Here is a 25845-nt window from a genome sequence, read left to right on the forward strand (position 1 = left end):
TGAGGTCGGATGGTGTAGAGAGGATTAAGGTCTTGGTGAAAATTGCTTTGAAATGGCTCTTCACGCACTTATTGGTTTCGTTATAATGGACGAATGGATGATATAGCGAACGACATTTCCTCGACCATCGGCAGGCGTATCCATACCGAAAGGACCATGCGGGACTGGTCGCTGGCCGAGCTCGCCGAACAGTCCGGTGTTTCCAAGGCAATGCTGAGCACGATCGAGCGCGGCATGACCAGCCCGACGGCGGCACTTCTGGTACGCATAGCAGCTGCCTTCGGCATGACGCTCTCGACCCTCATCGCACGGGCGGAATTGCAGGGTGGCGGGCTGCTGCGCGCAGCCGGCCAGGCAGTGTGGCGCGACCCCGACACAGGCTATGTCAGGCAGCATTTGTCGCCGGCCTGCGACATGCCGCTCGAACTGATCAAGGTCCATCTGCCGGCGGGCGCGAAGGTCAGTTTGCCAGCGGCTTCCTACGCCTTCATCAAGCAGCAGATCTGGCTGATCTCGGGAAAACTCGAATTCACCGAGGGTGACCAGGTGCACAGGCTCGAACCGGGCGACTGCCTGGCGCTCGGAGCGCCGTCGGATTGCACCTTTCATGCGCTGGAGCCGGGCGCCGATTATCTCGTCGCCCTGGTCAGGAGCTGACGTCATGGCACGACGGCCAAAGCGCTCCCACAATGGGGGGCCGCCTCTTGACGACTACAAGGGGCCGCCATGGGGCAAGGGCGATCCATACATCTTCCTGGCCTGGCAGGCCGCGCACGCCAAGGCATGGAAGGCGCCGAGCCGCGAAGTCATGCTGATGCGCATGGACAAGGCTGAACGGCTGGGCCTGACCTATGAGGAATACACGCTCGAAATCCTGGAGCGCGGTCGCCATCTCAAGGAAGAAGACACCGAACGCATCGGCGCCATCAAGGCCGCGCGCAAGCGGCGGCGTGTGCGCCATCTCGACTGAAGCGGCGCTGTCGACCCATCAATCGTTTCCAGAGGACCAGGTATGAACGTCATAGAAATCGGGCCGTTGACCGTAAGCCGGGAAACACTCGCACAGCTGACCGATCTGCTGGTCGAAACGGTTGCCGCCGGCGGATCGGTCAGCTTCATGCATCCGCTGGCGTTGGATGTTGCCTGCGCGTTCTGGGAGACGTCGCTGGCCGCGGCGGCACGAGGGCAAAGAATGGTGCTTGGGGCATGGGACGGTGGCGCTCTGGTCGGCACCGTCACCCTGCTGCTCGACTGTCCGCCCAATCAGCCGCATCGGGCCGAGATCGCCAAGCTGATGACATCGGTCGGGCAGCGGGGCAGGGGTGTCGGGACGCGCCTGATGCGAGCCGCCGAACGCCTCGCGGCGGAGAAGGGGCGCACGCTGCTGGTTCTGGATACGGCGAGCGAAGAGGGTGCTTCGGGACTTTATGAGAAGCTCGGCTTCACCTTGGCCGGCGAAGTGCCGGACTATGCGCTGAAGCCGCATGGCGGGCTGACGGGCACGCTGATCTACTGGAAGCGCATCGGCACAGCGTCGCGGTAACGCCAGTCACTCATGCCTTCCCGGCGAGGCGCTTCAGCAGCCAATGGCGGAAATCCTGCTCCGCGCTGGTCAGGTGCGCGGTCGACGGCCTCGTCAGGAAATGCCCTGACGTGCTGGGCAGCTCAAAAACGGAAAGCCGGACCAGCGCTCCGCCGTCGAGCGCCGCGTCGATTAGGGGCCGCGACCCAAGGAGGACGCCGGCACCGGCGCTCGCCGCATGCATGGCGGCAACGAAACTGTCGAAGCGATGCGAGCGCCGGGGATGGCCGGGCAATCCGGCCGCCGCGAACCATTCGGCCCACATCTCGCGTGCGCCGGCCACCAGAAGCAGCGGCAGCGATGTCCAGTCGGCGGCACTGGCCAAGGCCGGGCTTGCCACCGGCACAAGCCGCTCGGCGGTCAGCCTCTCGGCCTCGCGTCCGGGAAAGGATCCGTTGCCGAAACGGATGTCGAGCGCCGAGCCTGGCAAATCGTAGTCGGTCGGGCGATGGATCGTCACCAGATCGAGCTGGATGCGCGGCAGCGCCTCGGCGAGGTCGGGCAGCGCCGGAACCAGCGCCAGCAGCGCAAACGAGATCGGCACCCGGAGCGAGACGGTCTGGACGGCGCGCGGTTCGAACAGTTCCGTGGTGCTGCTGCCAATGGTGGCGAAGGCCGACTGGATGTGGGGCAGGTAGGCGGCACCTTCCGGCGACAGCGCGACCCCACGCGCCAGCCGCGAGAACAGACGCGTCTTCAGCCTTTCCTCGAGCAGCCGGATGTGCTGGCTGACGGCCGCCTGGGTCAGGCCGAGTTCGGCTGCCGCCGCGGTGAAGTTCGACAGCCGTGCCGCAGCCTCGAAACTGCGCAGCCAGTCGAGTGGAGGGAGGGTAGGAGCGGTTCGCCGAGCCATTACCAAATCGCCGCCATTGGCCAAAAAATGATAATTGGATTTATGCCTTTCGGGAGGTCAACATGCAATCCAAACCAGGGCACGAACCGTGGGCAACAAGGCGACAGGACGGATTTCCATGCTCACCCACGTGCTGGTTGGCGATGAAGGCAGAACAATCGAACTTGGTTGGACAGACGGCAAGCGTACCCGCTTCCACGCCGTCTGGCTGCGCGACAACGCGCTTGACGACAAGACGCGCAGCGCCGGCAATGGCCAACGCCTGATCACCATCCTCGACATTCCGGCGAAGACGAGAATTGGCGCTGCCGCCATCAAGGCCGGAGCGCTGGAGATCAGCTTCGAGCCGGAGGGAAAAACGGTCAGCTTTCCCGCTCAATGGCTGCGTGCGAACGCCTATGATCGCGACGAGACACGCCAGCCCGGTTGGACAGGCGATGTCATCCAGCGCTGGACCAGGGCGACGATGCAGAACGCGGTGCCGCGCGCCAGCTATCCGGCGGCCTTGCATGGCCGCGGTGTCCTGCGCGAATGGCTTTCGGCGGTGAGGACCTATGGTTTTGCGGTGATGGACGGGCTGCCGGCCGAATCCGGGGCGCTGTGCAAGGTGTCCGACCTGTTCGGCTATATCAGGGAGACCAATTACGGGCGCTGGTTCGAAGTGCGCGCCGAGGTCAACCCGAACAATCTCGCCTACACCAATCTCGGCCTGCAGGCGCATACCGACAATCCCTATCGCGATCCGGTGCCGACGCTGCAGATCCTGTCCTGCATCGAGAACACGGTGGAGGGCGGTGAATCCAGCGTCGTCGACGGCTTTGCCGTCGCGGCCGCCCTTCAAGCGGAAAATCCCGAGGGTTTTCGGCTGTTGAGCTCCCATGCGGCGCGGTTCGAATATTCGGGGTCGTCCGGCGTGCGGCTGCAGGCGAAGCGCCCGATGATCGAGCTTGCACCCGACGGCGAACTGATCTGCATCCGCTTCAACAACCGTTCGCTGGCGCCGACCGTCGACGTGCCGTTCGCCGAGATGGGCGCCTATTACGCCGCCTACCGCCGCTTCGCCGAGCTGATCGAGGATCCATCCTTCGAAGTCACCTTCAAGCTTGAGCCCGGCCAGGCCTTCATCGTCGACAACACCCGCGTCATGCATGCCCGCAAGGCGTTTTCCGGCACCGGCAAGCGCTGGCTGCAGGGATGCTACGCCGACAAGGACGGCCTGTTGTCGACGCTCGCGGCGATCGAACACGGCTTCAAGGAGGCCGCGGAATGATCGGCCAGGATCTGAACGCGGACACCATCGTCGAATTCATCGCCGACATTTTTGAGCGCCGGGGCGCCGAATCCTATCTCGGCGAGCCGGTGACGATGTCCGAGCATATGCTGCAAGGGGCTTGGCTGGCGGAACAGGATGGAGCCCCCGACGTGCTGGTGGCCGCCGCGCTGCTGCATGACATCGGCCATTACACCAGCGAGTTCGGCACCTATTCGCCCGACGATGTCGAGGACAAGCACCATGACGAGGCCGGCGGCGAAGTGCTGGCACCGTTCTTCCCGCCTGTCATCGTCGAGTGCGTCCGGCTGCACGTTGCCGCCAAGCGCTATCTCTGCGCCGCCGACCCGACCTATTTCTGCAGGCTGTCGCCGGCTTCGGTTCATACCTTGTCGCTGCAGGGCGGACCGATGAGTGCCGACGAGGTGGCTGCGTTCCGCGAGAACCCGTTCCACGAGGAAGCGGTGCGGGTTCGCATCTGGGACGAGGGCGGCAAGGTCGCCAATATGCGGACGCGGGCGTTTCGCGACTATGTGCCGTTGCTGCAGCGCGTCGTGCACGACTTCGCCAATCGGCCCTGACGAGACCAATGATCAGGAGGAGACAGCCATGTGCTTCTGCTTCGACGGCGAAAGCGCGGTGGCGGCATACCGGCCCTGCCGCGAGCGTTTGGCTGACGAGGGCGTTTTCACGCCATCGCCGACCAGCCCCAGCGGCGAAACTTCCGCTGCCGCCTTGTTCGACGTCGCCGACGCGGGACAGGTTCACCGTGTCGATGCGGGAGAAGCGACCTATCCCTTGTGATGGACCTGCTGCAATCCATAGACAGGTGTTGGCAAGCCGACCTGCCGGGCTTTCAGCTGCAGCGCCAGATATTGCGAATAGTGGCGTGACTGATGGAGGTTGCCGCCATGGAACCACAGCGCCTCCTGCTGGGTCGGCTTCCACATGTTGCGCTGCTCGCCTTCCCAGGGGCCGGGATCCTTGGCGGTGTTGGAGCCAAGGCCCCAGACCTTGCCGACCTTGTCGGCCACCTCCTGCGAGATGAGGTCCGCCGCCCATCCGTTCATCGAGCCGTAGCCTGTGGCGTAGATCACGAGATCGGCCGGCAATTCGGTGCCATCGGCGAATTTGACGCCGGTTTGCGTCAATTCCCGCACCGCCGCACCTGGTCCGCTCTTGAGCTTGATCGAGCCGTCTATGACCAGGTCGCAGGCGCCGACATCGATGTAGTAGCCCGAACCCCGGCGCAGATATTTCATGAACAGGCCTGAGCCGTCATCGCCCCAGTCGAGCAGGAAGCCGGCCTTCTCAAGGTCCGCGTAGAACTTCGCGTCGCGTTCCTTCATCTGCTGGTAAAGCGGGATCTGGAACTCGTGCAGGATGCGATAGGGCAGGGAGGCGAAGATCAGGTCGGCCTTGCGCGTCGTCATGCCGTTCTCCACCGCCTGCTCGGAATAGAGTGCGCTGAGCCCGATATCCATCAACGTGTCGGACTTGACAATATGGGTGGAGGAGCGCTGCACCATGGTGACGTCCGCGCCACCCTCCCAGAGAGCCGCGCAGATGTCGTGGGCGGAGTTGTTGGAGCCGATGACCACGACCTTCTTGCCGCGATATTTGTCGGGGCCGGGATGGGTCGAGGAATGCTGCTGCTCGCCCTTGAAGATGTCCTGGCCCTTGTATTTCGGCCAGTTCGCCTTGCCGGACATGCCGGTGGCCAGCACCAACTGCTTGGGCTTGAGGACGATCTCTTCGCCGTCGCGTTCGACCACGACGGTCCATTCCTTGGCCGTCTCGTCGTATTTCGCGGATTTAGCCGAGGTGGAGGACCAGTAGTTCAGCTCCATCACCTTCGTGTACATCTCCAGCCAGTCGCCGATCTTGTCCTTCGGGGCGAAGACCGGCCAGTTCTTGGGGAAGTCGATATAGGGCAGATGGTCGTACCAGACCGGATCGTGCAGGCAGAGCGACTTGTAGCGCTTGCGCCAGGAATCGCCGGGACGCTCGTTCTTCTCGATGATGATGGCCGATACGCCGAGCTGGCGCAGGCGCGCGCCGAGCGCAATGCCGCCCTGGCCACCGCCGATGATCACGACATAAGGCTGTTTGCCGCGGCCGAGTTCGGCGATCTCGTCATCACGCTCCTCGCGCCAGGATTTCCTGTCCTTGCCGTGACCGTGCTTGGCGCCGAGCGGCCGATTGAAACCGGCCTTCTCCTCATGGCCCTTGAGCTCGGCCATGGTGGTGAGCAAGGTCCAGATCAGGTCGCCCTTGAACCGCACCAGGCCGAAGCCGCGCGCCACCTCGGTCTCGAAGGTGATCCAGGCGGTGGTGACGCCGTCCGCCTCGGTCGCCTCCTCGCCGTCGGCCACCTTCCAGTCGCTCGGCCGGGTTCCAGCCAGGGTTGCTTTCAGCATGTCGCGGACCTGCTCCTGGCCCTCCATCGTCCGGAGATTCCAGGTGAAGGTGACGAGGTCGCGCCAGTAGCAATCCGCCTGGAAACAGTTGACCGCCGCGTCGATGTCGCCGGTCTCCAGCGCCTTGCCAAGCTTGTCGAGCAGGGCCTGCGCCTTCGTGGTGGGTGTTCTCTCGAGCATGGTTTCTCCTCCGGTTGTCGGTTTCCAAGAACGCCTGTTCGGGCTTCCACTGGAACAGCAAGCGGCCGGCCAGGACCTCCCTGCCTGGAATGGGACTCCCATTCGCCGGCAACGCGTCTCCTCCCAGGCACGTCGTCAGCCCGGCATAGTGGTGCGTCGATGGGATGGGCTCAACTGTACTATGGTAGCGCGCGGCGGAGCCGATCTCACGGCTGAGTGAATTCGTGCGGTAGCCCATTGACGACCCCGCGACTTCGCCTTTATGGTCCGCCACCATGAAAACGGCACTCATTCTCGTAGGAAGGCGCGTGGGCAAGGCGGTGTAACCGCCGGGCGAAATCCCCCCATGCGCAGAAACAGGCTCCCTCGGGGGCCTTTTTTATTGCCTGAAACACGACTAAACGACCAGCAACGCCCAATGGCGGACAGTACGGGACCAGACCGATGAGCAATGGACAGAACGAGCGGCGCGAGATGGCAGGTAGGGAAATGACCGGCGCCGAAATGGTGGTGCAGGCGCTGAAGGACAATGGCGTCAAGCATGTCTTCGGTTATCCCGGCGGCGCCGTTCTCCCGATCTATGACGAGATCTTCCAGCAGGACGAGGTCGAGCACATCCTCGTGCGGCACGAGCAGGGCGCCGGCCATGCGGCAGAGGGATATGCGCGGTCGACCGGCAAGGCCGGCGTCATGCTGGTGACATCGGGTCCCGGCGCCACCAATGCGGTGACGCCGCTGCAGGATGCGCTGATGGATTCGATCCCGCTGGTCTGCCTGACCGGTCAGGTGCCGACCTCGCTCATCGGCTCCGACGCGTTCCAGGAATGCGACACGGTCGGCATTACGCGGCCCTGCACCAAGCACAACTGGCTGGTGAAGGACGTCAACGAACTCGCCGCGACCATCCACGAGGCCTTCCATGTCGCGACGACCGGCCGTCCCGGTCCGGTCGTGGTCGACATCCCGAAGGACGTGCAGTTCGCCAAGGGCTTTTATGTGCCGCCGCAGATCGCGCCGCGCACCAGCTACCAGCCCAAGGTCCAGGGCGACCTGGAGAAGATCAAGGCGGCGGTCGAACTGATGGCCGGCGCCAGGAAACCGGTGATCTATTCGGGCGGCGGTGTCATCAATTCCGGCCCGGAAGCGAGCCATCTCTTGCGCGAACTGGTCGACCTCACCGGTTTCCCGATCACCTCGACGCTGATGGGGCTCGGCGCCTACCCGGCGTCGGGCAAGAACTGGCTCGGCATGCTCGGCATGCACGGCACCTACGAAGCCAACATGGCCATGCATGACTGCGACGTCATGCTCTGCATCGGCGCGCGCTTCGACGACCGTATCACCGGCAGGCTGAATGCGTTCTCGCCGAACTCGCGCAAGATCCACATCGATATCGATCCGTCCTCGATCAACAAGAACGTCCACACCGAAGTGCCCATCATCGGCGATGTCGGGCGCGTGCTGGAAGACATGGTGCGGCTGTGGCGGGCAACCGCCAAGGCCGACAAGAAGGCGCTCTACCCCTGGTGGGAGCAGATCGCCAAATGGCGCGGGCGCGATTCACTCGCCTTCAAGATGAACAACGACGTGATCATGCCGCAATACGCCATCCAGCGGCTGTACGAGCTGACCAAGGACATGGACACTTACATCACCACCGAGGTCGGCCAACACCAGATGTGGGCGGCGCAGCATTATCATTTCGAGAAGCCGAACCGCTGGATGACCTCGGGCGGGCTGGGCACGATGGGCTACGGCCTGCCTGCCGCGCTCGGCGTGCAGATCGCGCATCCCGATGCGCTGGTCGTCGATATTGCCGGCGATGCTTCGGTGCAGATGACCATGCAGGAGATGAGCGCCGCCGTGCAGCACGACGCGCCGATCAAGATCTTCATCCTCAACAACCAGTATATGGGCATGGTGCGCCAGTGGCAGCAGCTGCTGCACGGCAACCGGTTGTCGCATTCCTACACCGAAGCGATGCCCGATTTCGTCAAGCTGGCCGAGGCCTATGGCGGCCACGGCATTCGCTGCGACAAGCCAGACGAACTGGACGACGCGATCAAGGAGATGATCTCGGTCAGGAAGCCGGTGCTGTTCGACTGCCGCGTGGCGACGCTCGCCAACTGCTTCCCGATGATCCCGTCAGGCAAGGCGCATAACGAGATGCTCTTGCCGGACGAGGCCACCGACGAGGTCGTGGCCAATGCAATCGACGCCAAGGGCAGGGAACTGGTGTAGACGACGGACCGGGGCAGGGCTTGTCAAATAAGCCGTGCGGAAACAGATAGTTAGATCAAGAATTTGAGATTCATGTCATGAACGCACAGCACCTTCAACCCACCGGCTCCGCCTACTTCATCGCCAAGGAGACGGAACGGCCGGAAAACCACACGCTTTCCGTGCTGGTCGACAACGAACCGGGCGTGCTTGCCCGGGTCATCGGCCTGTTTTCCGGCCGCGGCTACAATATCGAGAGCCTGACCGTCTCGGAGACCGAGCATGAAAAACACCTGTCGCGCATCACCATCGTGACGCGCGGCACGCCGCATGTGCTGGAGCAGATCAAGCATCAGCTCGAGCGCATCGTGCCGGTGCATCGCGTGGTCGATCTCACCGTGCGTTCGCACGAGTTCGGACAGGAGCGGCCGCTGGAACGGGAACTGGCGCTGGTCAAGGTTGCCGGCACCGGCGAGGCCCGGGTCGAGGCGCTCAGGCTCGCCGACGCGTTCCGCGCCAGCGTCATCGACGCCAACACCGAGCATTTCATCTTCGAGATCACCGGCAAGGGCTCCAAGCTCGACCAGTTCATCGCCATCATGAAGCCGCTAGGCCTGGTCGAGATCTGCCGCACCGGCGTGGCAGCCATGAACCGCGGCCCGCAGGGGATGTAGCAGTCATACGAAATTAAAGTTCAGCAATCACGGTCGGGCGAGGCATCCGAAAAGCGAACTGAGACTTGGTGGCGCATGACCCCACGACAAGATCTGGTGATACATGTGATGATGTACGCAATGATCGCATACTCGATCTGGGTGCTTGCCCACGGCTGGGTGACGATGACAGTCCCAGCCTTACGAGGCAATGAATGTCTATGCGGATAATCCAACCAGATTCTGGGACCTGATCTTCTTCCACGCGGGGTCCATTGTCATCTTCAGTTGGCTTCTCTGGGCTCTGAAGTATCGCCGTCGGAACTAACGCGCCGCTGGCCGTACAGGCGGATCACTGCGGCGCGCATTGGACCACTCGAATGACGTTGCGTCCGGCGCCCGGTCGATTTAAGTCAGTATTGCTGACCTCTTGAGCCGTCATGACCCTCGACGCCTTCCTTGCCCTGCTGCTCTACGCCCTGGTGACCTCGGTCACGCCGGGCCCGAACAACTTTATGCTGCTGGCGTCGGGCGTGAATTTCGGCATCGTGCGGACTATCCCGCATATGCTCGGCATCAGCATCGGATTTCTCGTCCTTTTGCTTGCCGTCGGCTTCGGGCTTGGGGCGGTGCTGACCGCGTTCCCCGCGCTGCACACCGGGCTTAAGATCGCCGGCGCCGTCTATCTGCTCTACCTCGCCTGGAAGATTGCCATGTCGCGCTCGCTCAGCGGCAAGGGTGAGACGGATGCGCGGCCGATGCGATTCATCGATGCGGCGGCCTTCCAGTGGGTCAACCCCAAGGCTTGGGTGATGGCAATCACCGCGATGGCCGTCTATACCAATCCCGAACGGCCATTCTTGTCCATCATTCTGATCGGCGTGGCCTTCACCGTGGTCAATCTTCCCAGCGTCTCGGTCTGGGCCGGATTCGGCACGGCACTACGCGGCTTCCTGTCCGACCCGGTGCGGTTGAAATGGTTCAACATCGCCATGGGCGTGCTGCTGGCGGCGACGCTTTGGCCGATGCTGCGCTAGATAAGGCTGCCCTCTCGGAGGGCATTTTTCGGAGCCCATCCGGCTTCCGGCTTTGAGGATAGCCGGCTGCACAGCTATTGTGCAGTGCACATTAAATCTTCGTAATGCCGTGTTTTGGCCCTTTTCCGACAAACCCGCGTCCTATCTATTCGGCGAAATCGCGGCAGTGAGCCGGGAATTGCGCTAGAATACGACCACCTGGCTATGGCGTGTAGGACGGAGAGGTCTTTTGTCGATGCGTGGAAAAGTCATGCTTTCATTGCTGGCGGTCGCCTGTGTCGGCGCGGCCTGGCTCTATCTGTCGCCGGACGCGCTGAACAAGGCTCAGCAGTTCCTCGGCGCAAAGCAGGTCGCCGCGACAGACAAGCCAGCGACCGAAAAGCCTGCGGCGGGGGACAAGGCGGCGGGTGGCGGCAACGGTGCCCGTTCGGCGTCAATCGTTTCGGCGACGGCTACGACCGCGGATTTCCCGATCCGCCGCTATGCCATCGGCTTCGTCTCCTCTCCGGCCGTGGTCAACATCAATGCGCGCGTCTCCAGCCAGATCGTGTCGATCGACGTCAAGGACGGGCAGATGGTGAAGGCGGGCGACCTCCTGTTCTCGCTCGACGACCGGGCGCTGAAGGCGCAACTCGCCAAGGACCAGGCAGCGCTTGCCAAGGACCAGGCGCTGCTCGCCAGCTCGAACTCCGACCTTCAGCGCGCCAAGGACCTTGTCGCCAAGCAGGCCGGTACGCAGCAGACCTACGACCAGGCCGTTGCCGCGCAGAAGGCGGCGGCGGCGACCGTCGATGCCGACAAGGCGACGATCGACGCCGACAATGTCCAGCTTGGCTTTGCCACCATCACCGCGCCGATCGCCGGCAGGCTGGGTGCCGTGAATGTCGCCGTCGGCGACCTCGTCACCGTCAGCAACGGCAACAGCAGCACGGCGACGCCACTGGTGACCATCACCCAGATGGACCCGCTGCAGGTCAACTTCAATCTGCCGGAAAGCAACCTTGCGCTGCTTCACAAGGCGCTTGCCAATCCGCAGCAGAACGCGGTGACGTTGATCCAGAACGGCGACCCGACGCCGATCGGCAAGGGCACGCTCGATTTCGTCGATTCCAGCGTCGACACCGCATCGGGCACGATCGCGACGCGGGCAAGTATTCCGAATGCCGATCTTTCCCTTTGGCCGGGCCAGTATGTGAATGTCGTGCTCGACGCCGGCATCATGCCGCGGATGACCTCGGTTCCGACCGTGGCGGTGCAGCCCAGCCAGAAGGGGCCGTTCGTCTACGTGGTCAAGCCGGACAGCACTGTCGAGATGCGGCCGGTGCAGGTGGCGCTGACCGAAGGCGCAAACAGCGCCATCAGCCAGGGGCTGAAAAGCGGCGAGAAGGTCGTCACCGAGGGCCAGACAAGGCTGAAGAACGGCGCCGCGGTGCATGAAGGCAAGGCGGCCGCGCCGAAGGTTGCCGAGGCGACCAACGCCGGCGAGGCGGCCCAATGATCTCCGAATTCTGTATCCGCAGGCCGGTCGCCACCCTTCTGATGTCGTTCGCCCTCGTGCTGGGCGGACTGTTCGCCTACAAATTCCTGCCGGTGGCGGCACTGCCGAGCGCCGAATTCCCGGTCGTCAATGTCTCGGCCTCCCTGCCCGGCGCTTCGCCGGAAACCATGGCCACGTCGGTGGCGACGCCGCTGATCAAGCAGTTCGCGACGATCGCCGGCATCGATTCCATTTCGACCACCAACTCGCTCGGCCAGACCTCGATCGCCATCCAGTTCGTGCTCAACCGCAACATCGACGCGGCCGCCGCCGACGTCCAGGCGGCGATCGCGCGCACGCAGAAATCGCTACCGCCGCAGATGACGGCGCCGCCAAGCTACCGCAAGGTCAATCCGGCCGATGCGCCGATCCTCTTGATGTCGCTGGTCAGCGACACGGTGCCGCTGACCGACCTCGATGCCTTCGCCGAAAACGTCATCTCGCCGTCGCTGTCGACCATCGACGGCGTCGCGCAGGTCTCGATCTTCGGCCAGCAGAAATACGCGGTGCGCATCCAGATCGATCCGACCGCGCTTGCCGCGCGCGGCATCTCGATCGATCAGCTGCAGGCGGCGGTCGCGTCCGCCAACAGCAACACGCCGCTCGGCGTGCTGCAGAACAACAAGCAGCAGCTCACCATCACCGCCAACACGCAGCTTACCGACGCGGCCGGTTTCTCAAACCTCATCATCGCCACCAAGAACGGCCACCCGGTGCGGCTGGGCGAGGTGACCCGTGTCGTCGATTCGGTGCAGACCACCACGACCGCGAGCTGGTATGACGGTACCCGCGCGATCATCATGGCGGTGCAGCGCCAGCCGGACGCCAACACGGTCGACGTCGTCGACAAGGTCAAGGCGATGCTGCCGTCCTTCCAGGACCAGATGCCGGCCGCGGCCCAGATCAAGCTGCTCAACGACCGCTCGAGCTCGATCCGCCAGGCGGTCGACGACGTGCAGTTCACGCTGCTTTTGACCATCGCGCTGGTGGTGATGGTGATCTTCGTGTTCCTGCGTCGCGTCACGGCGACCATCATCCCGGCCGTGGCGGTGCCGATCTCGCTGATCGCCACGCTCGGCGCGATGTTCCTGTTCGGCTTTTCCATCGACAACATATCGCTGATGGGCCTGACGCTCGCCGTCGGCCTTGTCGTCGACGATGCCATCGTGATGCTCGAAAACATCTTCCGCCATATGGAAGAGGATGGGCTGTCGGCCTTCGACGCGTCGCTGAAGGGCGCGCGCGAAATCGGTTTCACCATCATCTCGATCTCGATCTCGCTGGTGGCGGTGTTCATCCCGGTGCTTCTGATGGGTGGCGTGATCGGGCGCATCTTCAACGAGTTCGCCGTCGTGGTGACCGTCGCCATCCTGGCCTCCATGTTCGTGTCGCTGACGCTGACGCCGATGTTGTGCTCGCGGCTGCTGTCGGTGACCAAGGCCGACCGCGAGGCACATGGTGCTGGCCACAAGCGCGATTTCCTCACGCGCGGCTACGATCGGATTCTGAGCTTCTGCCTGCGGCACACCTTCCTGGTGTTCCTCGTCTTCGTCGGCACCGCGGCAGCCTCGGTGTGGCTGATCGACGTTTCGCCGAAGGGTTTCTTCCCGCAAGAAGATATCGGCCAGATTTCGGTGACCACCATCGCGCGCCAGGACATTTCGTTCGACGCCATGGCCAAGCTGCAAGGGCAGGTGGCCAGCGTGTTCTCGAAGTCACCCTATGTCGACCATGTGGCGTGGTCGGCGGGCAGCGGTAACAATGCGCTGAACCAGGGACAGCTCTTCGTCCAGCTCAAGGGCAAGGACCAGCGTCCCGATATCGAGAAGGTGCTTGCGGATCTGCGCAAGCAACTGGCCGGCGTGGCGGGCATCGAGACCTACATGCAGCCGGTGCAGAATCTGCGGCTCGGCTCGCGCTCGTCGGCCAGTGCCTACCAGCTCGTGGTTCAGGGCCTCGATACCGGCCTGACGGATCAGTGGGCGCAGAAACTGAATGACGCGATGGCGGCCGACCACACGACCTTCACCGACGTCACCAGCGACCTGCAGAACAACGCCTTGCAGGCGACGCTGGTGGTGGACCGCGACAAGGCCGCCCAACTCGGTATCGACACCGACACGCTGCGCTCGGCTCTTTATGGCGGGTTCGGCACCGACCAGGTTTCAACGATCTTCGGCTCGGCCGACAGTTACGAAGTCATCGCCGAACTCGATCCCAAGATCGAATGGTCGCCGGAGCGGATGCTTGCCATCCAGATGCGGACGGCGAGCGGCAGCCTGGTGCCGCTCGGCGCCTTCGCCAGGGTCGACCGCACGGCCGGAGCCTTGACGGTCAACCAGCTCGGCCAGCTTCCGGCGGTGACGATCTCCTACAACCTGCCGCAGGGCGTGGCGCTGGGCGACAGTGTGAAACGCATCGACGCGCTGAAAGAGCAGATCGGCATGCCGACGGCGATCTCCACGACCTTCGCCGGCACCGCCAAGACCTTCCAGGATTCGCTTGCCAACCAGGGCCTGCTGGTCGGCGGCGCCATCCTGACCATCTATATCGTGCTCGGCATTCTGTATGAGAGCTTCATCCACCCGCTCACCATTCTGACCGGCCTGCCGTCGGCTGTGCTCGGGGCGGTTGTTGCCTTGCGCTTCGCCGGCATGGATCTGTCCGTCATCGCGGTGATCGGCATCCTGATGCTCATCGGCATCGTCAAGAAGAACGGCATCATGATGGTCGACGTCGCGCTTGAACTGCGACGAGAGGGCATGTCGGCCACCGATTCCATCCACAAAGCCTGCCTGATGCGGTTCAGGCCGATCATGATGACGACGCTGGCGGCACTGATGGGCACGTTCCCGATCGCGCTCGGCACCGGCGCCAGCGCGGAACTGCGCCAGCCGCTGGGCGTTGCCGTCGTCGGCGGCCTGCTCGCCTCGCAGGCGCTGACCCTGTTCGTGACACCGGTGATCTACGTCTACATGGAGAATTTCTCGGGCTGGCTGGTCGGACTCATGCCGAAGCGCAAGGCCGAGTTGCACCTGGTCGAAGAGGGCGACCAGCCCTCGCTGTTCGGCACCAATGACGACATCCCCGGTGAGCCGCAGAAGACCGCCGCCGAGTAGCAGGTCGCCACGCACCCAGTTCCGCTGGCCCAAGCCGTGATACTTGCGGCCGGCGGATCGGAACTTTAGTTTGCCGTCATGTCCCACGATCATGACCACGACAACGAACTCGATCCGTTTGCCGCGCGTGTGCGCGCGCTGGAAACCATCCTGACCCGCAAGGGGCTGATCGATCCGGCTGCGATCGACGTCATCGTAGATACCTACGAGACGAAGATCGGTCCGCGCAACGGCGCCCGGGTGGTGGCCAAGGCCTGGAGCGATCCCGCTTTTGCCGCGTGGCTGAGGCGCGACGCGACGGCGGCGATCGAATCGCTGAGCTATACCGGTCGGCAAGGCGAGCATATGCAGGCGGTGTTCAACACCGGGAATACCCACAACCTCGTCGTCTGCACATTGTGCTCCTGTTATCCGTGGTCGGTGCTTGGCCTGCCGCCGGTGTGGTACAAGGCGCCGCCCTACAGGTCGCGCGCGGTGATCGATCCGCGCGGCGTGCTCGAGGAGTTCGGGCTGGTGCTGCCGGCCGGGACGAAGATACGCGTCTGGGATTCGACAGCGGAACTGCGCTATCTCGTCGTGCCGATGCGACCGGAGGGAACCGAAGGCTGGAGCGAGGAGCGGCTGGCCGAGCTGGTGAGCCGCGATGCCATGATCGGCACGGCTCTGGCGAGTCACCCGGCATGAACGGGCCGCAGGATCTCGGCGGACAGATGGGTTTCGGGCCGGTCGCGCCCGAACGAGACGAGCCGTATTTCCATGCCGACTGGGAGAGGCGGGCGCTCGGCTTGACGCTCTGCGCCGGCGGCATGGGCGCCTGGAACATCGACGAGAGCCGGCACGCACGGGAATCGCTGCATCCGGCCGATTATTATGGCTCCAGCTACTATCAGATATGGATCAAGGCGCTTGAGATCTTGCTCAAGCGGCATGGTTTCGTCAGCGAGCGCGACCTCGGGGCGGGCGAGGCGATCGATCCGGCGGCGACACCCAAAAGAGTGCTGAAGGCGGAAAACGTTCCCGCTGTGCTGGCCAAGGGCGGTCCTTGCGATCGGCCGGTGGAGACAGCGCCACGCTTCAAGGCCGGGGATTCTGTGCGGACGAAAAACTTCAACCCCACCGGCCATACCAGGCTGCCGCGCTATGCGCGCGACAAGCAGGGCACCATCGAGGCGGTGCGCGACGGCTTCGTCTTTCCCGACAGCAACGCGCATGGGCAGGGCGAGAATCCGCAATGGGTCTATACCGTGGTTTTCGATGGCACGGAAATCTGGGGCGAGGGCGCCGACCCGACACTGACCGTCTCGATCGACGCCTGGGAGAGCTATCTTGAGCCGGCCTGAAGCGAAGGGATCCGCCGCCAGTTTGCCCGCCGGCTTCGACGCACCGGTGTTCGCCGAGCCATGGCAGGCCGAAGCCTTCGCCATGACTGTGGCGCTGCACGACAAGGGCCTGTTTTCGTGGAACGAATGGGCGGATGCCCTGTCAGCCGAGGTGAAGAAGCCGGATGCCGCGGCGGATGGCCACGACTATTACGAGCATTGGCTGGCGGCGCTGGAAGGGCTGCTCGCGTCCAAGGGGCTGGCTGCCAAGCCGGACGTCGATGCGATGGCGCGGGCCTGGGAGCGCGCCGCGCACGCCACGCCACACGGCAAGCCGATCCTGCTGGAGAACGATCCGCACGCTGCCAACTGAATTTTCGTTCCCTTTACGTTCTTGCTTGCGGCTGATAGCCTGAACAGCAGGGAAGTTCGCCACCGGCGTGTCGATGGTGGTGGCGGCGATCTTGTGTTTGCCTCGCGAATCCGGTCACACGATCAGATGGAATTTTCACCCCAACAAGATGAGGCGCTGCAAGCGGTCGCCCGCTGGCTGAAGACCGGCACGCCGCAGCTGTTCCGGCTGTTTGGCTATGCCGGCACCGGCAAGACGACGCTGGCGCGCTATTTCGCCGAACATGTCGACGGCCAGGTGCAGTTCGCAGCCTTCACCGGCAAGGCCGCCCAGGTGCTGCGCTCCAAGGGCGCGGTCAACGCCCGCACCATCCATTCGCTGATCTACAGGCCCAAGGGCGAGGAATCGGTGGCCGACGAGGTCACCGGCAAGACCTCGATGTCGCCAACCTTCTCACTCAACCGGCAGAGCCCGATCTCGCGCGCCAAACTGGTCGTCATCGACGAGTGCTCGATGGTCGACGAGCAGCTTGGCCGTGACCTGATGAGTTTCGGCACGCCGATCCTGGTGCTGGGCGACCCCGGCCAGTTGCCGCCGATCTCGGGTGGCGGCTTCTTCACCGACCATGAGCCGGACTTCCTGCTGACCGAGATCCACCGGCAGGCTCGCGACAATCCGATCCTGCGGCTGGCGCTCGATGTGCGCGAGGGCCGCGAATTCATGCGCGGCGACTACGGCACCGCGAAGGTGATCGGCAAGGAAGACGTCAATCAGGAACTGGTGCTGAGGGCGGACCAGGTGCTGGTCGGCACCAACCGCACGCGGCGGCGCTACAACCAGCGCCTGCGCGAGCTCAAGGGCTTCAATGCCGATTATCCGCAAGCCGGCGACAAGCTGGTGTGCCTGCGTAACGATCCCGCCAAGGGCTTGCTCAACGGCTCGCTGTGGAAGGTGATGACCTCGTCGCGCGAGACGGTCAAGCCCGGGATCAATCTTCTGATTTCGCCCGAGGAGGACGATCCGGATCGCGGCGTCGCGAAAATCAAGTTGCTGAAGGCGGCGTTCGAGGATCCGGACGCCGAAATCCCTTGGCAGCAGAAGAAGCGCTTCGACGATTTCGACTATGGCTATGCGCTGACGGTGCACAAGGCGCAGGGCTCGCAGTGGAACGAGATCGTGCTGTTCGACGAGAGCTGGGCCTTCAAGGAAACGCGCCAGCGCTGGCTTTACACAGCTATCACCCGGGCCGCCGAACGCCTGACCATCGTCAGGTAGAAGGGGGGTAGCCGGGAGAACCGTTTCATCCTCTTTCTGGAGCGGCGGTCGCCTCCTCACTCGTCGGCCGCGCGCCGAGCCATTCCCAGGCAGCGGCTTCGTCCTCGATCTTGAAATGCCTGAATTCGACGGGCGAGGAAGCCGGCAAGGCGTGTCGTGCGTTCGGCGTCCAATCAGGGGCGCCGATCGCCGCGCAACGGCCAATATGTTCCAATGCATGGACGGCACCCTTCTTGATGGTCTCGTCCGAGATGTCGGCCCAGTCGACGCCCTCGTGATCGACTATGCGCACGGCCACGTCGATTTTCTGATGGAGCAAATAGGCCGCCTCCAGCAGGCCGAACAGGTTTTCGGCATCGGCGGCCGAGACATGGCCGACCACATCAATGGCAAAGAGGTCGTCGCGGCTGGTCTCGATGCGTCGGATCGCCGGCACGGATTGGAGGAAATTCAAGGTGGTGCCTCCCTTTCGTGGAGTATGTTGGTCTTCTGGAACACCGGAAAGGCCCTATCTGTTCCCGTCAAAGACGCTATAGATGCGCCGTCTCAAATGCGCCGTGCCGGAACGAATGAGCGTGGCGCGCCTCGATCGCCTGTTTCACGGACGCCAAACCATGCCCGCCAAGCTTTCCGTCAACCTCAACGCCATCGCCATGCTGCGCAACCGGCGCGACCTGCCGTGGCCCGATGTGATCGGTGTCGGCCGCCTCGCCCTTGCCGCCGGAGCGCATGGGCTGACGGTGCATCCGCGGCCCGACGAACGTCACACACGGCATTCCGACCTGCCCGAGATCAGGGCGCTGATCGATGACGAGTTCCCGCGGGCGGAATTCAACATCGAGGGCTACCCGAGCGAGGATTTCCTGGCGCTGGTGGAGAAGCATCAGCCCGAACAGGTGACGCTTGTGCCCGACGATCCCTCCCAGGCAACCTCCGACCATGGCTGGAACTTCGTCACCGATGCGGCGTTGCTGACGCCGATCGTCAGACGCCTGAAGAAGGGTGGTTTCAGGGTCTCGCTGTTTTCCGATGCCGACCCCGCCGGCATGGCGGCCGCGCGCGACACGGGCGCCGATCGTATCGAACTCTATACCGGTCCTTATGGCAGCTACCATTCCGATTCAGGTAAGGCGGCCAAAGAACTGGAAAGATTGGGAAAAACCGCTGACGCGGCATTTGCCGCCGGTCTCCAGGTCAATGCCGGGCACGATCTGACGGTGGCCAATCTGCCCGCGCTGGCCAGGCGCATTCCGGCATTGGCCGAAGTGTCGATCGGACATGGGTTGACAGCCGACGCGTTGGAGTATGGCATGGCCGGCACAGTGGGCCGGTTCCTCAGGGCCTGCGGTTGGTAGGGGGCAATGCTTCGTATTGGTATGGCAGCCATCGCGTGCATTTGATATCGTATCGCAGCATGCATAAAGCACCGCGCGCTTATCGGAGAGTGGTCGATGGCCCTTGCCAATAGCGGGAGCGAAGCTGAAACCGTCGAGCAATCGAGCCATGCCGGGGTCGAGCAGCACAGCACCAAGGTTCTCATGCTGGGCGCACTCGGCGTTGTCTATGGCGACATAGGCACAAGTCCGATCTACGCCTTTCGGGAGGCGCTTCACGCTTCGCCCGGCATCGATACGCGCGTTCACGTGCTTGGCGTGCTGTCGCTGATCGTCTGGGCGCTGACGATCATCGTGACCGTCAAATATGTTGCCTTCGTGCTTCGTGCCGACAACAAGGGCGAAGGCGGCACGCTGTCGCTGATGTCGTTGGCACGCAGCGCCTATCCCAAAGGCGCTCGACTGATTCTGGTGATCGGTCTTTGCGGCGCGGCGCTGTTTTTCGGCGATTCGATCATAACCCCGGCCATCTCGGTGCTGTCGGCGGTCGAAGGCCTCACCGTGGTGACCCCAACGCTCGACGCCTATGTCGTGCCGATCACGCTGGTCATCCTTGCCATCCTGTTCTCCGTGCAACGCTTCGGCACGGGAAAGGTGGCGGCGGTGTTCGGGCCGGTGACGGCGCTGTGGTTCCTGGCCATCGGCGTTGCCGGCATCTATCACTTGATGGACGATCCATCGATCCTGCTTGCCATCAATCCCTATTACGCGGTCATTTATCTGGCCAGCACACCGACCGCCGCCTTTGTCACCGTCGGCGCCGTGTTCCTGGCGGTAACCGGGGCCGAGGCGCTTTATGTCGATCTCGGCCATTTCGGACGCAAGCCGATCGTGCTGGCATGGTTTTCCGTGGTTTTCCCCTGCCTGCTGCTCAACTATTTCGGGCAGGGCGCCTTTGTGCTCGCCAATGACGGAAAACCGACCAATCCGTTCTTCCAGATGCTGCCTGACTGGGCACTGATGCCGATGGTGGGACTTGCAACGGCCGCGACGGTCATTGCCAGCCAGGCGGTCATTTCAGGGGCTTTTTCGCTGACCCGCCAGGCGGTGCAGCTCAATCTTCTGCCGCGCATCGAGGTGCAGCATACCTCGGAAATGCAGTCCGGGCAGATCTACATGCCGCGCGTCAACCTGCTCATAGCAATGGGTGTGATGCTGCTGGTGGTCGGTTTCGGCAGTTCGAGTTCGCTGGCGTCCGCCTACGGCATCTCGGTGACCGGCGAAATGCTGATGACGACGATCCTGCTGTTCGTGGTGATGCGCAAGATGTGGAAATGGAAGCTGGCGCTCGCCCTGGCGCTGACCTTGCTGTTCGGCGTCATCGACAGCGGCTTCTTCCTGGCCAATGTCGTGAAGATCGTGGAAGGCGGCTGGGTCTCGATTACCGTTGCCTGCCTGATGGGTCTGATCATGTGGACGTGGATACGCGGCACCCGCTATCTCTTCGACAAGACCCGCCGCAACGAAATCCCGCTCGATTTCCTCGCCGGCAATCTGCTGAAGAAGAAGCCGCAGCTGGTGTCCGGCACCGCGGTGTTCCTGACCAGCGATCCCTTGAGCGCGCCGACCGCCCTGATGCACAGCCTCAAGCACTACAAGGTGCTGCACGAGCAGAACGTCATCCTTTCGGTGGTGACCGCGCCGCAGCCCGTCGTGCCCGACAGCGAACGCGTCAAGATGGAGACGGTCAACGAGTTGTTCATGCGGGTGACGCTGACCTTCGGCTACATGGAACAGCCCAACATTCCGCGCGCGCTGGCGATCTGCCGCAAGCAGGGCTGGAAATTCGACATCATGACGACGTCGTTCTTCCTGTCGCGGCGGTCGCTGAAAGCCTCGCCCAATTCAGGCATGCCGGTGTGGCAGGACCGGCTGTTCATCGGACTGGCGCGCTCGGCGGCCGACGCGACGGAGTATTTCCAGATACCCACAGGCCGCGTCGTTGAAATCGGCACGCAGGTCGCCATTTAAAGACACGTGCTCGCCGGCCCGCAGGTTTTGCCACAGGCCCGGCCATGAGCCCGCGAATGTCGCATTGACCGGCATTCGCTCGAAGTCGCCCACAAGAAGCCGCGCGCTGCCAACATGAGTGCCATAACGTTACGGCACTTGATATTGCAGTGCAGCAAGCGTAGAGCACCGCGCGTTTATCGGAGTGTCGTACATGGCCCTTGCCAGTGCTGGTAGTGAGGCAGAACCCGTCGACCAATCGAGCCATCCCGAAATCGAACAGCACAGCACCAAGGTGTTGATGCTGGGCGCGCTCGGCGTGGTCTATGGCGATATCGGCACCAGCCCGATCTATGCGTTCCGCGAGGCGCTGGTCGCGTCGTCGGGCGGGCAAGTTGCCGACCGTGGCGACATTCTTGGCGTTTTGTCGCTGATCATCTGGTCGCTGACGATCATCGTCACCATCAAATACATCATGTTCGTGCTGCGGGCCGACAATCGCGGCGAGGGCGGCGTGCTGTCGCTGATGGCGCTGGCGCGCGGCAGTTTCCCAAAGCGTTCGGCGCTGATGCTCGGCATCGGCATCGTCGGCGCCTCGCTGTTTTTCGGCGACGCCGTCATCACGCCGGCGATTTCGGTGCTGTCGGCGGTCGAGGGCATGAATGTCGTCACTCCCACCTTCCAGCCCTATGTCGTGCCACTGACGCTGGTCATCCTCGCCATGGTGTTCGCGGTTCAGCGTTTCGGCACCGGGGGCGTCGGTCTGGTTTTCGGCCCGGTGACCGCGATCTGGTTCCTGGCCATCGGCCTTTCCGGTCTCAAGCACATCATCGCCGATCCGGAGATCCTGTGGGCGGTCAGCCCGCACTATATCGTCGCCTTCCTGATCCAGTCGCCCGATGTGGCTTTCGTCACCATCGGCGCCATCTTCCTTGCCGTCACCGGCGCGGAGGCGCTTTACGCCGATCTCGGCCATTTCGGCCGCAAACCCATCGTGCTCGCCTGGCTCTCGATCGTGTTCCCCTGCCTGCTGTTGAACTATGCCGGGCAAGGCGCCTTCGTGCTGGCGAAGAACGGCGTGGTCGGCCATCCGTTCTTCGAAATGAACGAGGGTTGGGCGCTGATCCCGATGGTGGTGCTGGCGACGGCGGCGACGGTCATTGCCAGCCAGGCGGTCATTTCAGGGGCTTTTTCGCTGACCCGCCAGGCGGTGCAGCTCAACATGCTGCCCAGGCTCCAAATCCTGCACACGTCGGAAAAGCAGTCCGGCCAGATCTACATGCCGCGCGTCAACCTGCTGCTGGCGCTGGTGGTGATGATGCTGGTGGTCGGCTTCGGCGAGTCCAGCAAGCTGGCCTCCGCCTACGGCATCTCGGTGACCGGCAACATGCTGGTGACGACGGTGCTGCTCTATGTGGTTATGACCCGTATCTGGAAGTGGAAGCTGTCGGTGGCGGTCCCGCTGACCGTGCTGTTCGCTTTCATCGATGTCGGCTTCTTCGCCTCCAACATCGTCAAGGTGTTCGAAGGCGGCTGGGCGTCGCTGGTGGTGGCCTTCACCATCGTGCTGGGCATGTGGACCTGGGTGCGTGGCAGCCGCTATCTCTTCGACAAGACCCGCCGCAACGAAATCCCGCTCGATTTCCTCGCCGGCAATCTGCTGAAGAAGAAACCGCAGCTGGTGTCCGGCACCGCGGTGTTCCTGACCAGCGATCCCTTGAGCGCGCCGACCGCGCTGATGCACAGCCTCAAACACTACAAGGTGCTGCACGAGCAGAACGTCATCCTTTCGGTGGTGACCGCGCCGCAGCCCGTCGTGCCCGACAGCGAGCGTGTCAAGATGGAGACGGTCAACGAGTTGTTCATGCGGGTGACGCTGACCTTCGGCTACATGGAACAGCCCAACATCCCGCGCGCGCTGGCGATCTGCCGCAAGCAGGGCTGGAAGTTCGACATCATGACGACGTCCTTCTTCCTGTCGCGGCGGTCGCTGAAAGCCTCGCCCAATTCCGGCATGCCGGTGTGGCAGGACAGGCTGTTCATCGGCCTGGCGCGCACGGCGGCCGACGCGACCGAATATTTCCAGATCCCGACCGGGCGTGTGGTAGAAATCGGCACGCAGGTGGCGATCTGACGAGGTCGATCGCCTCGGCCTGACGGAGAGGTGGCCATGGGCGGCGAATTGGTGCTTGTCACCGGCGGATCGGGTTTCCTCGGCGCGCACTGTATTCTTGCCCTGTTGAAGGCGGGCTATCGCGTGCGCACGACGGTGCGCTCCGCCAGGCGTGAAGCCGACGTTATCGCCATGCTCGAGGCCGGCGGCGGCGAGCCGGGCGACAGGCTTTCCTTTGCCATCGCCGACCTCATGGGCGATGCCGGCTGGCCCGACGCTGTCGCCGGCTGCGACTATGTCCTGCATGTCGCGTCACCATTTCCGCCCGGCGTGCCGAAGCATGAGGACGACCTGATCATCCCGGCTCGCGAAGGCGCGTTGCGCGTGCTCAGGGCGGCGCGAGATGCTGGCGTCAAACGCGTCGTGCTGACCTCGTCCTTCGCGGCCATCGGCTACGGCAAGATGCCGCCCGGCGGCCGGCCTTTCACCGAGGAGAGCTGGACCGATCCGACGGCCAAGGTCAGCGCCTATGTGAAATCGAAGACGCTCGCCGAGCGCGCGGCGTGGGATTTCATCGCCGCCGAGGGTGGCAAGCTGGAGTTGGCCGTGGTCAATCCTGTCGGCATTTTCGGACCAGTGCTCGGGTCCGACCATTCGACCTCCACCGAATTTGTTCAGCGCATGATGAACGGTGCGATGCCTGGGTTGCCGCGCCTGTCGTTCGGCGTGGTCGACGCGCGCGACGTGGCGGACCTGCATGTGCGCGCAATGACCAATCCTGCCGCCAGTGGCGAGCGCTTCCTGGCCGTTGCTGGCGATTTCATGACCGTGCGGGAGATCGCCCAGACGGTGAAAACGCGGCTCGGCGCGGCCGCCTCGCGGGTCACGACCCGGGAGCTTCCCGATTGGTTGGTGCGGGTGGTGGGGCTGTTCAACGCGGAAGCCGCGCAACTCGTGACGGAACTCGGCAAGGTCAAGAACGCCACCAACGCCAAGGCGGTGCGCATGCTCGGCTGGGCGCCGCGCTCGCGCGAGGACGCGCTGGCCGCCACCGCCGAAAGCCTGGTCCGGCTCGGGCTGGTCAAGACCCCGAAATAGCGCGGCGGGAGAAAGAACTTCCCGCCGCGCTGACATCAACCCGCCAGTGCGGCCTTGTTGGCCTCGAGGAACTGCTTCAGCGGTACCGATTTCCGACCGGAAAGTGTCTCGACCGAATCCGTTACCATGCCAAGGTCGCCGGCGCGCGTGGCGGCGTCGAAGGACACCAGGAGCCTGGCGATCGGCTCGGGCAGCCCGGCTGCCTTCATGCCTTCGGTCAGCGCTTCATCGGAGAGCTGGACGACCTGGATCGGCTTGCCTGTGACTTCGGTGACGAGCACGGCGACTTCGGCTGATGTGTAGGCCTCGGGGCCAGTCAGCGTGTAAGTCGTGCTTTCGGTGTTATCCGAAGCCAGCCCCGCAGCTATGGCCGCGGCGAGGTCGTCACGCGCGCCATAGGAAATCGCGCCGTCGGCCGCCGACGTATACCATTGGCCCGATGCGAGGATTTGCGGCATCGCCATGAACAGGTTCTCGTCGTACCAGCCGTTGCGGAAGATCGTGTAGGGAATGCCGCTGGCCTTGATCGCCTGCTCGGTGTCGTAATGATCGGGGGCAAAGAGCACGGCGGAACCGGGTTCGGTGTTGGGCAACGAGGTGTAAAGCAGGTGGCCAACGCCAGCCTGCCTGGCCGCCGCGACGGCGGCAAGCTGCTGCTCGCGCCGCTTTCCCCGGATCGCCAGCTCGTTGGTCGAAATGATGAGCGCCCGGTCGGCGCCCGCGAAGGCTTGGGCAAGCGAGGCCCGATCGTCGAAATCGGCCCCGCGAACGGTGACGCCGCGCGCCGACAGGTCGGCAAGATTGGCGGGCGTGCGGGTCGTGGCGATGATCCGGGCCGCCGGCACCTCGAACGTGTCCAGCAGATGGTTGATGACGCTGCGGCCGAGCTGGCCGGACGCGCCGGTGACGAGAAGAATTGCGGTCATGGGGGATCCTGACATTGCGCCGGAAGGGCGGTTCGGGTGGTGGTCTCAAAAAGAGACCAGCACTAAAATAGGAATTGACCCGGTGCCGTAAAGAAGGCAGTTTTTGGGGAGGTAGGCACACGCAGGGAACCAGCCATGGACAGCCGGACCGTCAATCTGAAATCCAAACTCGAAGTCTACAAAGCGATGACCGACGGCGGAAACATTGCCGATTGCCCGGTCCGCGACGTCATCCAGGGCCTCAATGGCAAATGGAGTTCGCTGCTGACGGCGGCGCTGGCCGAGCAGCCTTATCGCTTCGGCGAGCTGCGGCGGCTGGTTCCCGATATCTCGCAGCGCATGTTGACCCAGACGCTCTACGATCTGCAGCGCGACGGCTATGTGCGCCGCGAGGTGTTTCCGACCAAGCCGCCCAGTGTCGAATACAGCCTGACCGACCTTGGGCGATCGATGTTCGACGCTTTGCAGTATCTGCTGCAGTGGGCCGAAAACAACCATGACGCAGTGCGCGGCGCGCGGACTGCCTTCGATTCGACGCAGGCTTGAC

General features: G+C 63.5%; 24 protein-coding genes. 20 read left to right on the forward strand and 4 right to left on the reverse strand.

Annotation, left to right across the window (positions count from 1 at the left end; all coding sequences use genetic code 11):
• The first annotated feature begins 93 nt into the window (after positions 1-93).
• Genes FJ950_RS05690 through FJ950_RS05700 form a run of 3 tightly spaced genes read left to right on the forward strand, consistent with a single transcriptional unit; the run spans position 94 to position 1543 of the window.
• Positions 94-657 carry an XRE family transcriptional regulator gene (locus FJ950_RS05690; RefSeq protein WP_140615732.1) on the forward strand — a complete coding sequence of 188 codons (564 nt, stop codon included), beginning with the start codon at positions 94-96 and terminating at the stop codon, positions 655-657.
• 4 nt (positions 658-661) lie between these two features.
• Positions 662-970, forward strand: coding sequence for a hypothetical protein (locus FJ950_RS05695; RefSeq protein ID WP_140615734.1), 309 nt, complete (start codon positions 662-664; stop codon positions 968-970).
• Between the two features lie 42 nt (positions 971-1012).
• Complete coding sequence (locus FJ950_RS05700) at positions 1013-1543, forward strand: GNAT family N-acetyltransferase (protein WP_140615736.1); 531 nt, start codon at positions 1013-1015, stop codon at positions 1541-1543.
• A gap of 10 nt (positions 1544-1553) precedes the next feature.
• Here FJ950_RS05700 and FJ950_RS05705 read toward each other — a convergent pair whose 3' ends face one another.
• Positions 1554-2435: a LysR substrate-binding domain-containing protein gene (locus FJ950_RS05705; protein WP_140615738.1), complete on the reverse strand. Its 882-nt coding sequence runs from the start codon at positions 2433-2435 to the stop codon at positions 1554-1556.
• Between the two features lie 118 nt (positions 2436-2553).
• On the opposite strand from FJ950_RS05705, the gene FJ950_RS05710 reads away from it, so the two are divergent.
• From FJ950_RS05710 to FJ950_RS05720, 3 genes are read left to right on the forward strand one after another with little or no spacing between them, the layout of a single operon-like run.
• Positions 2554-3705: a gamma-butyrobetaine dioxygenase gene (locus FJ950_RS05710; RefSeq protein ID WP_140615740.1), complete on the forward strand. Its 1152-nt coding sequence runs from the start codon at positions 2554-2556 to the stop codon at positions 3703-3705.
• Positions 3702-4286 carry an HD domain-containing protein gene (locus FJ950_RS05715; RefSeq protein ID WP_140615742.1) on the forward strand — a complete coding sequence of 195 codons (585 nt, stop codon included), beginning with the start codon at positions 3702-3704 and terminating at the stop codon, positions 4284-4286. The genes FJ950_RS05710 and FJ950_RS05715 overlap by 4 nt, the downstream gene beginning before the upstream one ends.
• Before the next feature lie 28 nt (positions 4287-4314).
• Positions 4315-4509 (forward strand): hypothetical protein, encoded by a 195-nt coding sequence (locus FJ950_RS05720; protein WP_140615744.1) that lies wholly within the window; start codon positions 4315-4317, stop codon positions 4507-4509.
• On the opposite strand, the gene FJ950_RS05725 is transcribed toward FJ950_RS05720, so the two are convergent.
• Entirely contained in the window at positions 4497-6305 is a 1809-nt protein-coding gene (locus tag FJ950_RS05725; protein ID WP_140615746.1) for an NAD(P)/FAD-dependent oxidoreductase, read from the reverse strand. The two genes, FJ950_RS05720 and FJ950_RS05725, sit on opposite strands and share 13 nt — an antisense overlap.
• A 444-nt stretch (positions 6306-6749) precedes the next feature.
• On the opposite strand from FJ950_RS05725, the gene FJ950_RS05735 reads away from it, so the two are divergent.
• From FJ950_RS05735 to FJ950_RS05775, 9 genes are all read left to right on the forward strand, one after another.
• Positions 6750-8546 (forward strand): acetolactate synthase 3 large subunit, encoded by a 1797-nt coding sequence (locus tag FJ950_RS05735; protein ID WP_140615748.1) that lies wholly within the window; start codon positions 6750-6752, stop codon positions 8544-8546.
• A 77-nt stretch (positions 8547-8623) separates the two neighbouring features.
• Positions 8624-9199 carry an acetolactate synthase small subunit gene (ilvN, locus tag FJ950_RS05740; protein WP_013894763.1) on the forward strand — a complete coding sequence of 192 codons (576 nt, stop codon included), beginning with the start codon at positions 8624-8626 and terminating at the stop codon, positions 9197-9199.
• 419 nt (positions 9200-9618) lie between these two features.
• Complete coding sequence (locus FJ950_RS05745) at positions 9619-10215, forward strand: LysE family translocator (protein ID WP_140615749.1); 597 nt, start codon at positions 9619-9621, stop codon at positions 10213-10215.
• 235 nt (positions 10216-10450) lie between these two features.
• Positions 10451-11713 (forward strand): efflux RND transporter periplasmic adaptor subunit, encoded by a 1263-nt coding sequence (locus FJ950_RS05750; protein ID WP_140615751.1) that lies wholly within the window; start codon positions 10451-10453, stop codon positions 11711-11713.
• On the forward strand, positions 11710-14871 hold the full coding sequence (locus tag FJ950_RS05755) for an efflux RND transporter permease subunit (protein ID WP_140615754.1): 3162 nt from the start codon (positions 11710-11712) through the stop codon (positions 14869-14871). Before FJ950_RS05750 ends, FJ950_RS05755 begins: the two co-directional genes overlap by 4 nt.
• A 78-nt stretch (positions 14872-14949) precedes the next feature.
• Complete coding sequence (gene nthA / locus FJ950_RS05760) at positions 14950-15555, forward strand: nitrile hydratase subunit alpha (protein ID WP_015317297.1); 606 nt, start codon at positions 14950-14952, stop codon at positions 15553-15555.
• Positions 15552-16211 (forward strand): nitrile hydratase subunit beta, encoded by a 660-nt coding sequence (nthB, locus tag FJ950_RS05765; protein WP_140615756.1) that lies wholly within the window; start codon positions 15552-15554, stop codon positions 16209-16211. Before nthA ends, nthB begins: the two co-directional genes overlap by 4 nt.
• Entirely contained in the window at positions 16198-16563 is a 366-nt protein-coding gene (locus tag FJ950_RS05770; protein ID WP_015317299.1) for a nitrile hydratase accessory protein, read from the forward strand. The genes nthB and FJ950_RS05770 overlap by 14 nt, the downstream gene beginning before the upstream one ends.
• 126 nt (positions 16564-16689) lie before the next feature.
• Positions 16690-17817: an ATP-dependent RecD-like DNA helicase gene (locus FJ950_RS05775; protein WP_140615758.1), complete on the forward strand. Its 1128-nt coding sequence runs from the start codon at positions 16690-16692 to the stop codon at positions 17815-17817.
• Between the two features lie 25 nt (positions 17818-17842).
• Here FJ950_RS05775 and FJ950_RS05780 read toward each other — a convergent pair whose 3' ends face one another.
• Positions 17843-18271 (reverse strand): STAS/SEC14 domain-containing protein, encoded by a 429-nt coding sequence (locus tag FJ950_RS05780; protein WP_015317301.1) that lies wholly within the window; start codon positions 18269-18271, stop codon positions 17843-17845.
• A 160-nt stretch (positions 18272-18431) separates the two neighbouring features.
• Between FJ950_RS05780 and FJ950_RS05785 the strand changes: the two genes are divergently transcribed.
• The 4 genes from FJ950_RS05785 (at position 18432) to FJ950_RS05800 (ending at position 24372) form a co-directional block, all read left to right on the forward strand.
• Positions 18432-19172, forward strand: a complete 741-nt coding sequence (locus FJ950_RS05785; protein WP_140616489.1) for a pyridoxine 5'-phosphate synthase — start codon at positions 18432-18434, stop codon at positions 19170-19172.
• Between the two features lie 96 nt (positions 19173-19268).
• Positions 19269-21182 carry a potassium transporter Kup gene (locus FJ950_RS05790; protein WP_015317303.1) on the forward strand — a complete coding sequence of 638 codons (1914 nt, stop codon included), beginning with the start codon at positions 19269-19271 and terminating at the stop codon, positions 21180-21182.
• A gap of 193 nt (positions 21183-21375) precedes the next feature.
• Positions 21376-23295 (forward strand): potassium transporter Kup, encoded by a 1920-nt coding sequence (locus FJ950_RS05795; RefSeq protein WP_140615760.1) that lies wholly within the window; start codon positions 21376-21378, stop codon positions 23293-23295.
• A gap of 36 nt (positions 23296-23331) precedes the next feature.
• On the forward strand, positions 23332-24372 hold the full coding sequence (locus FJ950_RS05800) for an aldehyde reductase (protein ID WP_140615762.1): 1041 nt from the start codon (positions 23332-23334) through the stop codon (positions 24370-24372).
• A 35-nt stretch (positions 24373-24407) separates the two neighbouring features.
• Here the strand turns inward: FJ950_RS05800 and FJ950_RS05805 are convergent, their stop codons facing one another.
• Positions 24408-25298 (reverse strand): SDR family oxidoreductase, encoded by an 891-nt coding sequence (locus tag FJ950_RS05805; protein WP_140615764.1) that lies wholly within the window; start codon positions 25296-25298, stop codon positions 24408-24410.
• A 135-nt stretch (positions 25299-25433) separates the two neighbouring features.
• On the opposite strand from FJ950_RS05805, the gene FJ950_RS05810 reads away from it, so the two are divergent.
• Entirely contained in the window at positions 25434-25844 is a 411-nt protein-coding gene (locus FJ950_RS05810) for a helix-turn-helix domain-containing protein (RefSeq protein ID WP_015317307.1), read from the forward strand.
• Position 25845 lies beyond the last annotated feature (1 nt).

Source organism: Mesorhizobium sp. B2-3-14 (genome assembly GCF_006442175.1).
GTDB lineage: Bacteria > Pseudomonadota > Alphaproteobacteria > Rhizobiales > Rhizobiaceae > Mesorhizobium > Mesorhizobium australicum.